The following is a 13,950-nucleotide window of genomic DNA, read 5'->3' as shown; positions in this document are numbered from 1 at the left end:
AAATTGATGACTTTAAACGAAATCTGTGAGAATTAAATGTTAATATACACCCGTAATTTCCCACCTCACATCGAAACATGTTAACGTACCTCCCCCTAATAAATATAGAGAAGAGGCGTCCGCTGCGGCGCCTCTTTTTTTATGTGCCAGGAATTATATACTTCAACCCGGAGATAAATTCACCTTATATAGCGACATTCGGCGTAAGCGTCCAGACACTCGCATCATAAGCAATCCGCCTTCCTCCAGCCGTTTTGCTTATGCATGTAGAAGGTACCACGGCGCATGCGCCATTGTTCGTATGTATTGCGGCAATTATAGCACACAATACTCCTACATTTCACTCCATACTATAGCTAGTCCAAATTAGATAACAAAGGTAAAAAACGCGATGATGTTAACAGCATTGTTGATAACGCTACACTTATGATCGTGATTATCGATAGCAGCAATGTTTCAGCGGAGAACAAATATCCTCCCGCCAGGATCACAGCTAAATCAATAAACAATATAACAAACCCTACATTAATGTGCAGCAGGGTTGCAATCATTTGTGCCAGCAGATCCGTTCCTCCAGTGCTTGTCTGATGCCGAAGCATATAACCTATCCCGCCTCCCACTAATGCTCCCCCGATTACGGAGCTAAGCGCTGGATCAAGATTGAAATGATAGCCTCTAATAGAACTTAGAACATCTATTAACAAGGAGGAAACCAATAATCCGTGTAAGCTATTAAAAAAGTAGGAACGGAAATGAAACCAGGCCAGTGCAAATATGGGAAGACTGATACAAATAATTGTAAACCCAACTTGAATGTCCCATATGTAGTTTGCGATCAGTCCCAACCCAATGACCCCTCCATCCAGAACCTGGTCTGGAATAAGAAACAAATTAATGCCGACGGCTAACAATACACTTCCAATTAAAATAGCGATCGTTTTTTTCCATAGGGTTCTCACATGACATTCCCCTTAGTACAAGCTCTTCTTACACTATATGCAGTCCAGGGGGAAACATGAGTTAGTGTAGGGATAAAGGGGGTTAGCGTTTAGTTAATAATATACATAAGGTATAATGACTAATTTTGAATAAAAGAATTGAGGCAGAAATAATAAAATTCTGCCCCATACTCTAAGAATCAAGTTTCTTCATTATAGTAATGCATAAAATGTAACACCACAATTATCGTATAAAATGATAATTATTTCTGCTATCACTTGTTGATCCATACAATAAACTACTATTAACCATACATCCAAATCACCTTCACCGGAACGTAATTACCTTAATATTAGACTTCTTCAACCTTTTATTAATCGCTACTTTCGGGGTGTAACTGCTAAGTCTTTCAAAAATTGCTTCCGAGGTTATAATTATATGATGCTTCATATTATATTTTTCAATATCCAGCTCAGAATTATCAATTCTAAAACTACAGAAGAAAATGCATAGCATTTATACATTTTCTTGAATTGAGTTAGCCCCTATAACCTCAAGTTATTAATAAAGGTTTAGGGTCTTACCTCTTATCTTCTTCCCATAAAATATCATAAAAATTAAAATCCTGCCCCAATTCAGCTCCAAAAAACATATTGGGGCTTTTACAACCTCAAACCTACAGAACAAAAAACGCTGACTCCCTTGACACACAAGAGATTCAGCGTTTTTTGGTTTAGCGTCCCAGGCAGGATTCGAACCTGCGACCCACAGCTTAGAAGGCTGTTGCTCTATCCAGCTGAGCTACTGGGACATTGCATTTATTTTGTTTCAATTCCAACCATCTGAACCTGCTGGAACAGAATATGGAGCGGGTGAAGGGAATCGAACCCTCGTCATCAGCTTGGAAGGCTGAGGTTTTACCATTAAACTACACCCGCATTAAAGCGTTAGTTATGTAAGTCCCTGTTTTTTCGGACAAGAATAAGTATATAAATTATCGTCCCTTTTGTCAACAACCTTACAGCAAAGAATTTAATCTTCTGCTGTAAGTGTTGTTTCCAGGTGAAGCTCGGGCATGGGATCTCCATTCACATGATAGAACTGTAAATGGACTTTGTCTAAGTTCTCCCATTCCAGGATTGCATATGTCGGTTCTTTCCGATCCCTTGGAAGATGAGCACTTCCAGGATTAATGAACAGCTTGTTATTTATTTTTTCAGCCCCTGCCATATGGGAATGCCCGAAGCATGCAATAGATGCTCCTGCTTCTTCAGCTCTGTAGGATAAAGGCATAAGGGTAGATTTGATTTGGTGCAGGTGACCGTGGACTACTAAGAATGTTAAGTCCCCTACAGAAAAAACTTGTTCCTCCTCCATTTCTGCCTCGAAGTCACAATTTCCTTTGGCATAGTAAAAACCTTGCAACTCATTAGAGTCCAGACTCAGCTCGGAATCTCCGCAGTGAATCATGGCATCAGCATCCGGGTGACGCTGTTTTATTTCAATCACTTCATTTGTAAGTCCGTGCGTATCACTTACTATTAATACTTTCGGCATCGTCTTCACCTCTTAAGATAATTGTTGCAGCCATTGTTCAATCTCCAGGATGGCATTCTTTCGGTGGCTGATTGAATTCTTCTCTTCTGATGAATGCTCGGCCATTGTACGGTCAGATCCGGTCGGAATAAATATTGGATCGTACCCAAATCCCTCTGTACCCCGGGGAGACTCTGCAATAGTTCCCTCACACGTTCCTCTTTTCACAAATGTTTTGTGACCCGGCCGAGCTACGGCTACGGCACATACGAACCTTGCTGTACGTTCACCTGCTGGTACACCTTTTAATTCTGTAAGTACTTTCTCAAGGTTTTTTTGATCGTTTTTTTCTTCGCCTGCATAACGGGCAGAAAATATACCGGGCCTTCCATCTAAAGCATCCACTTCCAACCCAGAGTCATCTGCGGCAACGGGTATATCATACTCAGCAGCAATGGCCTCTGCTTTAATGATTGCATTTTCTTCAAATGTTGTCCCATCTTCTACAATGTCCTGCACAGCTTCCGGGAAATCTAATAATGATTTTACCTCAATTCCATACCCAGAAAACATCACACGAAATTCTTCAGCTTTTCCTTTATTTTTTGTGGCGACTACGAGTTCTTTCATTTTTATTCACCTGCTGTGCTCGAGGATAATTTTTTGTCGATCACTTCAGCCCATTTTCCTATGGCTTCTTTTTGTAGTTCCACTAACTCATTTACCCCATGTTCAGCCAGTAAAAGCATCTTTTGCAGCTGGGTCATCGAAAATGTTGCTTCTTCCCCAGTCCCTTGGAGTTCAACAAACTCGCCTTTCCCTGTCATAACAACATTCATATCAACCTCTGCTTTGCTGTCTTCCTCATAGCAAAGGTCTAGAATTTCCTGCTCATTTTCCAGTACTCCTACTGAAATGGCGGTTAAATAATCTTGGATCGGGAGCTCTTTAATCGTTCCTTTTTCTACTAATTTGCCAAAGGCTAATACGACCGCTACAAATGCTCCGGTAATCGATGCTGTACGCGTACCTCCGTCAGCCTGAATCACATCACAATCCACCCACAGGGTTCGTTCCCCAATTTTGTCCAGATCTACTACTGCACGAAGGGCACGGCCGATCAGACGCTGAATTTCCATCGTACGCCCTGATACCTTACCTTTAGATGATTCTCTTATGTTCCGCTGCTCCGTTGCTCTCGGCAGCATCGCGTACTCTGCTGTAATCCATCCTTTACCCTGGTTTCTTAGAAACGGGGGCACACGATCCTCCACACTGGCGTTACAAATAACTTTTGTATCTCCAAAGCTGATTAACACAGAACCTTCAGGGTGTTTGACATAATCGGTTTCTATAGTTATTTTTCTTAAATCATTATTTTCTCTTTGATCATTTCTCATCGACGCTTCCTCCTAATTAACAAGGTATATCCTTGCTCATCTTAACACAATCTGTCTTCTGTTTACAGAATCAAAAAAAGAGCCACTACTGTAATAGAGTGGCTCGCGTTGTAAATATTATAAGCCTTGTACTTCCGTTACATCATTTAACGTGACGGGCTCACTGATTACTTCACCTGCTTCATTTAATACTTCCTCAACCCCGTCTACTTTAACCTGGACTGACTCAACATCTGGCAGATTGGTCAGACTCATTACTAAACTTGTCAGTGCTTCCCCTGACAAAGCTTTCGACTCTTCTCCGGTCAGCATAGCTTCATTGAAAGAGACTTCTAACACTCCTTCGTTTAACTGGGCTTCATTCACCTCGGCACCATCGTTAAAGGGCTGCAGTAAGGAAGTGCCCAGATCGGGACCGTTTAATAGAGTTTGAACAACGGATGTATATACGTCATCTCCACTAGCAACGCGGGTTGTCACAGGTACATGATAAACCTCTTGTCCATCTTGCTGAGAAGGGTAGTAGACCGTTACAGGTTCACTATTAACTACATCGTTAACTGCACTCTCCTGAAGGTTAATCCCGTCTGAGCGGGAAACCCCTTCAGAGATTGGGGTACCGCTCACAGGCATTGTGTCCAGTTCATGTCCATTGATCCATAACTTAATCTTCTCTACTCCATCAAATTGAGTCAAAGTATAAGTCATGGCCTGAAGTATTTTCTCTTCGTCTTCTGATTCATATTCTTCAAACTCAGGTGAGACATCTACAATCATAGTACCGTCATCTTTTAAATTGACTCCTTGAATTTGAGTGCCGGCAGGAAGAACAGCTTGAAAACCTGAAGGAAGTAATTCAGTAACTGGGCCATCTTTAACTAAATATTCTAAAGCTTGAGCAGCAACTGTTTCTGAAGCAGGCAGTTCAAGCGTCTGCGGTACAACCATTCCATTAGAGTCAAGTAAATACAATTCCCGTTCTACTGTAGACGACTCTTCCTCTTCTATTTCCTCTCCGTCATCATTTTCAATTTCTTCATTAGTGACATCTGTATTTGCAGCTTCTTCCTCAGGAGGTCCATCCATCTCCTCTAAGGATTGCTCCCCTTCAAACAGGCAGCCTGTCAGCAGCCCCATGCTAATTAAAGCTAAAATTAATAAGGGCTTAATCCCCCATGTTTTCATGCCTTTCCCTCCCATGATAGTTTGTACTATCATATATACGAGCTTACTGGAGGAATAGACCATGTGAAAAAGAAAAAACTCCGCGTCATTTTGCGGAGCTCTGCTTTGTATCCAGGCTGACCAATTCAAGTACTTGAATTGGGGTATCAAACCAGCTGTTGGCTACTTGTCGGAATTTATCCATATCACCTGTTGTATAAAATTCGTGGACGGGAAGTATATTACCCTGCTCAAGGAGCCCGTGGTAAGCAAGAATTAAACTGACCTCTCTCGCTGTCTCTTCTCCGGAACTGATGACTTGAATACCAGGTCCGACTTGAGCCTGGACTAAATGTTTGATTAGCGGATAGTGGGTACATCCAAGAATCAATGTATCCATCCCGCTTGCATTTTTTAAGGGCTGCAGCGTTTCAGACACGATCATTTGAGCTTCCTCACCAGATAAAATACCATTTTCAATCATCGGTACAAAGGGAGGACAGGCCAGTCCATCAACCGAAATCGTATGATCAACTGCCTTTAAAGCATGTGGATAGGCTTCACTGCTTATAGTACCCTCAGTTCCTATGACACCAATCTGTTTATTCTGGCTGCTTTTAATGGCCGCGCGTACTCCAGGCTCGATGACCCCGATAACCGGGATCGATAGTGTTGATTGCAGTTCCTGCAGCGTATAAGCTGTTGCGGTATTACAAGCCACGATTAACATTTTAATATCTTTATCCAATAAATAATGGACCATTTGCCAAGTATAACGCTTCACTTGTTCTTTAGGCCGTGGTCCATAAGGGCAGCGCTGAGTATCGCCTAAGTATATAAATTTTTCTTTTGGGAGCTGCCGCATTAATTCTCTCGCTACGGTAAGACCACCAACTCCTGAATCAATTACTCCTATTGGCTGGTGCAATTCAATCCCTCTTTCCGTTGTTTCTACTTAGATGTTTCCAGCATGTTTTCATGTAATAAACATAATAACTTATTCAATGATTCAACGTCTTCTTTAGGAATATCGTTAAGAACCACCTTTAAATAATCCTGACGCTTTTCTATGACTTCATGAATAATTTGTTTTCCTTTGCTTAATACGTGGATGCGTACAACTCTTCTATCTTTGGGATCACGGACGCGTTCCACTAATTCATTTTTTTCCATTCTATCTACCAAATCAGTTGTCGTGCTGCATGCGAGGTGAATGTGATTTGAAAGCTCACCGATCGTTAAGTCACCTTTCTCCAGCAGCCATTGCAACGCAACAAACTGTGGAGCTGTGATTGGGTAATGATCCAGAATTTCTCTTCCTTTTTGTTTAATAATTCCTGCTATGTACCTTAATTCTTTTTCAACCTCAGCAATCGTTGAAGATGAATGTGACACAAACAGCACTCCTCGCAGTTTTAATTTTATTCTTTATATTTTCACTGTTTTTCATTCGTAATTCAAGACATATCATCCACATAATGAAAACCCTCCCAGGTATAGGCTGTGTATCCCATACCTGAAAGGCTTTCTTCTACGACGTTTTATCCCCTTTGAGCTAAAGCTTTAGTTCACCCATACGTAGTAACTCAACTACTGCTTGAGATCTCCCTTTCACGCCTAACTTCTGCATAGCGTTAGAGATGTGATTTCTCACTGTTTTTTCAGAAATGAACAATTCTTCAGCTATCTCTTTCGTCGTCCTATCTTGCACTAAAAGCTCGAAAACTTCGCGCTCGCGTTTCGTAAGAATTTGTGCTGGCCTATAGCCCTCCTCCTTCACAAGCGTACCCCTCCTTGTTATCTAGAGCTCTATCGGAGGGAATTATTTAGTCATAATATCGTATGAAGAGAGGGATGGCCCTGTGCCCGTCGTTTACGTTTTAGACACGAGCCCTAATTCCTGTGCTTTATAAAGGGCTTCCGTACGCGACTTCACAGAAAGCTTATTGAATATTCCAGTCAGCGTATATTCAACACTGCGCTGGGACATATGAAGAGTTTGAGCAATTTCACGATTAGTCAGCCCTGAGGCAACTTCTTTTAAAATGGACTGTTCTTTTTCATTCAATGATAAATTGATCCCTTCGTTCTCCGACTGATGGCTGACACTGGCTTCAGAACGTCGAAGCTGCTTGAATAGATGCAGTGGTAGAACGACTTCATCGCGTAAAGCACAGCGGATAACGTTAACCAGCTGTTCACTTGAAGCGGTTTTACTCACAAACCCGTTAATATTTGCCTCAACAATCATATTAAAGTGTGTGCTTAAGTCAAACCCTGTATAGATCAGAATTGCTAAATCCGGGTAATGTTTGCGAAGTTTTTTGGCCAGCTCTACTCCACTCATCCCAGGCATATATAAATCCAGTAATACAATATCATATTGATCGTTATAAAGCTTTGTTTCTGTTTGTTCTGGTTTATCAATCACATCAACTATCATATCTTCTTCCTGCTCAAGCATGGCTCTAGTGCCCGCACCGACTGCGGGGTGATCGTCTACAATTAATACTTTCGTCATACAGTGACCTCCTTACTTACGGTAAAAGGGAAAGAAATGGTGGATTTGAATCCTTTACCCGGCGATGTATCGATTGTAAGGCTGCCATTTAACCCATGGACACGCTGCTCAATTCCAGACAAACCAATATGAGAAAATAAATCCCTCTGAAAGGAATAGTCCATTCCCTGTCCATCATCTGAATAGATGAGGGTAACCCCATGCTTATTATTTCTCAAGCTTAGTTTAACAATCTTCGCTTCTGAGTGTTTCATCGCATTAGACAATAGTTCCTGTACAATTCGAAAAATAGCCAGTATGCGTTCCTGATCCAAATCGGCTCGAAAACCCTCATGGGAGAAATAAACAGTGAAGTTGGAACGGAGTTGGTACTGTTCAATTAAATCCTCTAAAGCGTGAACTAACCCCAATTCTTCGATAAACGCAGGCCGCAGTTCATTACAAGTTTCACGAATCAAATGAATACTATCTAAAATTGATTCCTTAAACATGCTTAACTCAGAACCTAATGTCTTCGGCAGATCTTTCCGCTTGCCGATAAGATCATCCATTCGTCTATATAAGTAGAGCTGTTCCTGGAGAACGGTGTCATGAAGGTCGATCGATAATTGCTTTCTTTGATTTTCAGCAATCGAGAATAACAGTCTCGAGAGCCAGGCTGGGTACTGCTGTGTCTGGTCGCTTCTTAACGTTCGTAATTCTTTTAAGAGGTCCTCAATAAGATTCATATTTTCAATAGCGATATTGGCATTGTGAGAAATAGTCTGAAGATATGTTTTCTCATCTCTGTTGAGCGTAGTAAAATCTTTCTTCCCTCTGCACCACAGCATTGTAATTTTCTCTAGAGAATACCCTACGATAACTCCGAAACCTTTTTCCGTTTCTATAATAGAGCCAATGTCGTAGCGGTGATTAGAAAAGTGATCTTCAAAATGGGCCAGAATGTCTTCAGGTATAGGATCATAAACACAATACAGCTTTTTTTTATTATGCTTCGAATATATATAAATGTCCCTTACATTGAGGACGCTGCTAATCTCATTTCTAAGCACCTTCATTAAATCTACAGCATTCGTCTGGTCCTTCATGTTTTTAGACATTCTATGCATACTTTCCTGGTAACTATAGCGGGCTGCAAATAAATATTGCTGAAGTTTAAAATCAAGAACTTCTTTAATAGACAGGAAAATAATTAAAGTAACATTGATAAGAATAAATATTTCAACATAAATGAAAAAAGACATTGATAGATCTAATAAAAAAGATAAACAAATAGTTATGATAAGACTCGGGAGAACTGAAAGAAAGACATAGTACCTTAATCTTCCCATATAAAAGTTAATATCTATCAGCTGTTCTCTCGTTACAAGATACATAAATGTTACAGGTAAAGCTATAAGAAAGGAAGCTGCAAATTCTAAAGGTATAAATTTGACTCCTAAAGTCAGTGCAGGAATAAGATAGAGTGATATATACGGAAGAAAAGCAATAGTCATTCCGACACTTACATATTTAAATAAGGTTCCGTAAGAGTCATCTTTGTGTAAATAAAGTCCCCGGTAAATAATGAAAAAGAGAATACTGTACAGAATCAACAATAATATTCGTGAAACGTGGTAAATAAATGACGGGTATTCGCCATTTAACAGGAAAATAGGTTCAGTTAATGTGACCAGCCCGACAAGCCAGTATAAAGAAAGATACCATTTTTTAGAGAACCAGTAGATACCTAGTTCCGCAAAGTACTTGTATAAGAAATGAATAAGAATCACGCAGGCAATTAAGAACAAAAACGTATTGAGGAAAACGCTGTACAAGTTATCGCGTACAGCCCCACTGTTACTAATATAGCCCAGTCCAATAGTTAAAAAGTACAGCATAAGCAGATGGACTGAATATCGTGGATCAACCTTTTTATAAACGAGATGAGAAATCCAAAGAACTCCTAATAAGAATAATAGAGGGATAACGACGAAAAATAACCAATGCGTGGCAGAAGTCTGTTCAATCCCATTGTAACTCAAGGTTTCCCCGTCCATCTGAAGCCTAAACGACTCTGCATTTTCAATATTGTGAAACATACTGACACTATAATGATCTTCCGGGACTTCCCCGTTTACTAACTCCACTTCTGCCCCTAAAGGAATGTTCTGCTCCTCAGCCCAGCTGTCACCATTTATATGGGAGACGATCCACTCGTTTTCATTATTTTCTAACTCAATTCCTAAATACGGCTGGGTAAATGAAACAAATGTTATATAGCTGGCAGATCCTATAATAAATATTAAAATAAATAGTTCTTTTTTATTAATCAAACCCATTATTATTCCGCCCTTTACTTTTCAATCCCTTCTATTATACTACTCAAACAAGTGGCTACAACCCTTTTCCCGCATAAAAAATACCCCTGCCGCTTATGGCAGAGGTATTTAGAAGATATTATCAATCACACACGCTGGTCACTTCCAAAGAAGCTCTTAAATGATTCAATGGCTGTATCACGGTTTAGAGCAGCAATTGAAGTAGTCAACGGTATGCCTTTAGGGCAGGATTCTACGCAGTTCTGGGCATTACCGCAGCCCATTAAGCCTTCTTCATCCATGATGGTCTGCAGTCGTTCGCTCTTATTCATGGATCCAGTCGGATGAGAGTTAAATAGTCTCACCTGCGAAAGCGGTGCCGGGCCAATGAAATCAGATTTGCTGTTCACATTAGGACAAGCCTCTAAGCAAACCCCGCAAGTCATGCATTTGGAAAGTTCATATGCCCACTGACGCTTGCTTTCCGGCATTTTCGGTCCTGGTCCTAGATCGTGGGTTCCATCTATGGGAACCCATGCTTTTACTTTCTTTAAGGAATCAAACATCCGGCTGCGGTCCACGGCTAAATCACGATTAACCGGGAACGTAGTCATTGGAGCTAGACGAATCGGCTGCTCCAGCTGGTCAACCAGAGCAGTGCACGATTGCCTTGGCGATCCATTAATAACCATAGAACAAGCGCCACACACTTCTTCTAAACAACCCATATCCCAATACACCGGGGTAGTTGCTTTCCCCTCTGCATTTACAGGGTTACGGCGTATTTCCATTAAAGCTGAAATAACGTTCATATTTTTTCGATAAGGAATCTCAAAAGTTTCCTCAAAAGGTTGGGATTCCGGATCGTCCTGACGAGTGACAATAAACGTTATCGTTTTATCTTCGCTCATGATGAGGGACCTCCTTTATTTGCTCTTCGAGTAATCACGTTTACGCGGCTCTATTAGACTTGTGTCTACCGGGTCATAACGGAAAACCGGCTTATTATTTTCTTTGTCGTAACTGGCTACAGTGGTCTTTAACCAATCTTCGTCGTTACGATCAGGGAATTCTGGTTTATAGTGAGCTCCGCGGCTTTCATTACGGTTGTAAGCTCCCTGGGTGATCACACGAGCAAGTTGAAGCATGTTCCACAATTGACGGGTAAACATAGCTCCCTGGTTACTCCATCTTGACGTATCATTAATGTTAATACGCTTGTATCTTTCCATTAATTCTACAATCTTCTTATCCGTTTGAAGAAGCTTCTCATTTTCACGAACCACAGTCACATTATCTGTCATCCATTCCCCGAGTTCTTTATGAATCTGATAGGCATTTTCGTCGCCATCCATATTCATAATAGCTTCAAACTTATCCTGTTCTTCCTTCAGCTTCTCGTCAAACAATGCAGAGCTCATTTCTTCAGAAATCGTTTCTAATTCTTCGGTATATTTTACTGCATTTGGACCGGCAACCATTCCACCAAAAATTGAAGATAACAGGGAGTTTGCTCCCAGGCGGTTTCCTCCATGCTGACTGTAGTCACACTCTCCAGCAGCAAATATACCAGGGATATTGGTCATCTGGTCAAAGTCCACCCACATGCCGCCCATTGAATAGTGCACAGCAGGGAAAATCTTCATAGGTACTTTTCTAGGATCTTCACCTACGAATTTTTCATAGATTTCAATAATGCCTCCAAGCTTAACATCCAGCTCTTTAGGATCCTTATGTGAGAGGTCGAGATAAACCATGTTCTCTCCATTGATTCCAAGCTTCTGATTCACGCACACATCAAAGATTTCCCTTGTGGCAATATCACGCGGTACTAAGTTACCGTATGCAGGATATTTCTCTTCAAGGAAGTACCAAGGTTCTCCATCTTTATACGTCCATACCCGGCCGCCTTCTCCACGGGCGGATTCACTCATAAGACGAAGCTTATCATCACCCGGAATGGCTGTAGGGTGAATCTGAATAAATTCACCGTTCGCATAATCAACGCCCTGCTGAAATAAAGCAGCAGCTGCAGACCCAGTATTGATAACCGAATTAGTAGACTTACCAAAAATAATTCCTGGCCCGCCTGTAGCCATAATGACGGCGTCAGCAGGGAAAGCTTTCATTTCGTGATTGCTTAGGTTCTGACCAATAACTCCTCGTCCGACACCTTTTTCGTCTATAATTGCAGAAAGGAATTCCCAGTTCTCATACTTAGTTACAAGGCCGTTTACTTCATGACGGCGAACCTGCTCGTCCAAAGCGTAAAGAAGCTGCTGCCCGGTTGTAGCTCCAGCGAAGGCTGTTCTGTGGTGCTGCGTGCCTCCAAAACGACGAAAATCAAGCAGCCCTTCAGGCGTCCGGTTAAACATTACGCCCATACGGTCCAACAGGTGAATAATACCAGGGGCCGCGTCACACATCGCTTTAACGGGCGGTTGGTTTGCTAAGAAATCCCCGCCATAAACTGTATCATCAAAGTGTTCCCAGGGTGAGTCTCCCTCACCCTTCGTATTAACTGCTCCGTTAATACCGCCTTGCGCACAAACAGAGTGAGATCTCTTAACTGGCACTACGGAGAGCAAGTCAACATGAACACCCTGCTCTGCTGCTTTAATTGTAGCCATCAGCCCGGCTAGGCCACCGCCAACAATTACTATATTTCGATTACTCATTATTAATGCTCACTCCCTTGACTTTCTCGTTCATGTTCTATCTCCTTTAACGTTTATGAACCGTAGGCGAACTGAATTAACGTCCGTACACCTACGTAAGAAATAGCAACAAATACTGCAATGCTCACATACGTCATAATCTGCTGTGAGCGCGGAGACACTGTAATCCCCCAGCTTACAAAGAATGACCATAAGCCGTTTGAAAAGTGGAAAGTTGTAGAAATGACCCCTACTATGTAGAACCAGAAAAAGAATGGATCAGTAAGGATTCCTTCCATCAGCTGATAGTTCAGTTCTGCCCAGCCAAATCCAATCGCAATACGAGTTTCCCACACGTGCCACGCAATGAATATAAGCGTAATGATTCCAGTGAATCTCTGTAACATGAACATCCAGTTTCTAAAATAACCAAACGTCTTAAGATTACTTTTAGCCGTGAATGCAATGTATACCCCGTAAATGGAGTGAAACAACAGTGGTAAAAAGATAATAAAAATCTCCAATACGTAACGATATGGCAAGCTCTCCATAAAGTGAGCCGCCGAGTTAAACGCCTCGGGTCCACGTGTTGCAAAAAAGTTCACAGTTAAGTGCTGGATGAGGAAAATTCCAATTGGAACAACCCCTAATAGTGAATGTAATCTTCTGTTTACGTATCCGCGTGTTCCTGCCATGTTTACCCCCCTCAAGATGTTTGCTCAATATTATGATGCACACTTTTCAGACAGTTAAGCGCTTTTATAAGCGGGTAAAAAAGATAGGAAATCCCCAAGTTTCCTTTTTCAAAACTGCTAAATGTACAATTTGTGACACGTTTATTGTACTTCTATCAGATAATACCGTCAAGAAAACCTGTTCATAATTTCAGGAAATGGAGCAATTATCACAATTCCCTTAAAATGTATGAAATACGGTTGCTAGTTTTTTAATTTCAAGCGATAATAATGGGTAGAAAGGAATGAGCGTCATGAAGGATACAGCTAAGTTATCGACTGAAAACATTTCATCACTCGTAGCAACCGGAGCAGGATTTGATATGCTTCGTTATTTTACATTACCAGACTTTCTCGGCAAGGATGCTCCTTATCTACTCTATTTTATGGGCAAAAATATTGCCAGGGAAACAAGTCTTGAAACCTTCGAAGAATTATATGAGTTTTTTCAATACATGGGATGGGGCGAGCTGCAGCTTGTAAAAGAAAAAAGAAGAGAACTCGTTTTTCATCTTCAGGGTCATATTGTAGAGAAACGGTTGAACCAGAAAATATATCAAATCGATTTTAGATTAGAATGCGGCTTTTTAGCGGAAGCTGTCCAATCGATTACAGGAGATACATATGAATGTATAGAAGAAATATTAACAAAAGAAAACATAATTGAAATCAAAGCTACAAAAGAATAAGTAGAGCCGG

At 41.1% G+C, this 13,950-nt stretch carries 14 protein-coding genes and 2 tRNA genes; 1 reads left to right on the top strand and 15 read right to left on the bottom strand.

Annotated features, from left to right (window positions below):
• Nucleotides 1-356 precede the first annotated feature (356 nt).
• From LF822_RS00980 to LF822_RS00910, 15 genes are all read right to left on the bottom strand, one after another.
• A complete protein-coding gene (locus tag LF822_RS00980; RefSeq protein WP_253922098.1) occupies nucleotides 357-959 on the bottom strand; it encodes a YitT family protein in 603 nt (200 codons plus the stop codon).
• A 717-nt stretch (nucleotides 960-1,676) separates the two neighbouring features.
• Nucleotides 1,677-1,750: transfer RNA gene (locus tag LF822_RS00975), tRNA-Arg, on the bottom strand.
• A gap of 53 nt (nucleotides 1,751-1,803) precedes the next feature.
• A tRNA-Gly gene (locus LF822_RS00970) sits at nucleotides 1,804-1,877 on the bottom strand.
• Nucleotides 1,878-1,971: 94 nt separating this feature from the next.
• Nucleotides 1,972-2,496: a metallophosphoesterase gene (locus LF822_RS00965; RefSeq protein ID WP_253922097.1), complete on the bottom strand. Its 525-nt coding sequence runs from the start codon at nucleotides 2,494-2,496 to the stop codon at nucleotides 1,972-1,974.
• 12 nt (nucleotides 2,497-2,508) lie between these two features.
• Nucleotides 2,509-3,105 (bottom strand): XTP/dITP diphosphatase, encoded by a 597-nt coding sequence (locus tag LF822_RS00960; RefSeq protein WP_253922096.1) that lies wholly within the window; start codon nucleotides 3,103-3,105, stop codon nucleotides 2,509-2,511.
• 2 nt (nucleotides 3,106-3,107) lie between these two features.
• Nucleotides 3,108-3,875 (bottom strand): ribonuclease PH, encoded by a 768-nt coding sequence (gene rph, locus LF822_RS00955; RefSeq protein WP_253922095.1) that lies wholly within the window; start codon nucleotides 3,873-3,875, stop codon nucleotides 3,108-3,110.
• A gap of 117 nt (nucleotides 3,876-3,992) precedes the next feature.
• Nucleotides 3,993-5,060: a GerMN domain-containing protein gene (locus tag LF822_RS00950; RefSeq protein ID WP_253922094.1), complete on the bottom strand. Its 1,068-nt coding sequence runs from the start codon at nucleotides 5,058-5,060 to the stop codon at nucleotides 3,993-3,995.
• Between the two features lie 85 nt (nucleotides 5,061-5,145).
• Nucleotides 5,146-5,967 carry a glutamate racemase gene (gene racE / locus LF822_RS00945; protein WP_253922093.1) on the bottom strand — a complete coding sequence of 274 codons (822 nt, stop codon included), beginning with the start codon at nucleotides 5,965-5,967 and terminating at the stop codon, nucleotides 5,146-5,148.
• A gap of 23 nt (nucleotides 5,968-5,990) precedes the next feature.
• Nucleotides 5,991-6,434 carry a MarR family winged helix-turn-helix transcriptional regulator gene (locus tag LF822_RS00940; RefSeq protein WP_371925809.1) on the bottom strand — a complete coding sequence of 148 codons (444 nt, stop codon included), beginning with the start codon at nucleotides 6,432-6,434 and terminating at the stop codon, nucleotides 5,991-5,993.
• 160 nt (nucleotides 6,435-6,594) lie between these two features.
• Entirely contained in the window at nucleotides 6,595-6,819 is a 225-nt protein-coding gene (locus LF822_RS00935; RefSeq protein WP_253922092.1) for a helix-turn-helix domain-containing protein, read from the bottom strand.
• Between the two features lie 93 nt (nucleotides 6,820-6,912).
• Nucleotides 6,913-7,560, bottom strand: coding sequence for a response regulator transcription factor (locus LF822_RS00930; RefSeq protein WP_253922091.1), 648 nt, complete (start codon nucleotides 7,558-7,560; stop codon nucleotides 6,913-6,915).
• Nucleotides 7,557-9,881 carry a sensor histidine kinase gene (locus LF822_RS00925; protein WP_253922090.1) on the bottom strand — a complete coding sequence of 775 codons (2,325 nt, stop codon included), beginning with the start codon at nucleotides 9,879-9,881 and terminating at the stop codon, nucleotides 7,557-7,559. The genes LF822_RS00930 and LF822_RS00925 overlap by 4 nt, the downstream gene beginning before the upstream one ends.
• Nucleotides 9,882-10,006: 125 nt before the next feature.
• Nucleotides 10,007-10,771 carry a succinate dehydrogenase iron-sulfur subunit gene (gene sdhB / locus LF822_RS00920; RefSeq protein ID WP_253922089.1) on the bottom strand — a complete coding sequence of 255 codons (765 nt, stop codon included), beginning with the start codon at nucleotides 10,769-10,771 and terminating at the stop codon, nucleotides 10,007-10,009.
• A 15-nt stretch (nucleotides 10,772-10,786) separates the two neighbouring features.
• Nucleotides 10,787-12,538 (bottom strand): succinate dehydrogenase flavoprotein subunit, encoded by a 1,752-nt coding sequence (gene sdhA, locus LF822_RS00915; RefSeq protein ID WP_253922088.1) that lies wholly within the window; start codon nucleotides 12,536-12,538, stop codon nucleotides 10,787-10,789.
• 53 nt (nucleotides 12,539-12,591) lie between these two features.
• Nucleotides 12,592-13,212: a succinate dehydrogenase cytochrome b558 subunit gene (locus LF822_RS00910; RefSeq protein WP_253922087.1), complete on the bottom strand. Its 621-nt coding sequence runs from the start codon at nucleotides 13,210-13,212 to the stop codon at nucleotides 12,592-12,594.
• 284 nt (nucleotides 13,213-13,496) lie between these two features.
• On the opposite strand from LF822_RS00910, the gene LF822_RS00905 reads away from it, so the two are divergent.
• Nucleotides 13,497-13,940, top strand: coding sequence for a YslB family protein (locus LF822_RS00905; RefSeq protein ID WP_253922086.1), 444 nt, complete (start codon nucleotides 13,497-13,499; stop codon nucleotides 13,938-13,940).
• Nucleotides 13,941-13,950 lie beyond the last annotated feature (10 nt).

The organism is Halobacillus sp. A5 (assembly GCF_024189315.1).
In the GTDB taxonomy this organism is placed as follows: domain Bacteria; phylum Bacillota; class Bacilli; order Bacillales; family Halobacillaceae; genus Halobacillus_A.
Note: the sequence above shows the minus strand (reverse complement) of the source record. Positions and strands in the feature narration are given on the sequence as shown.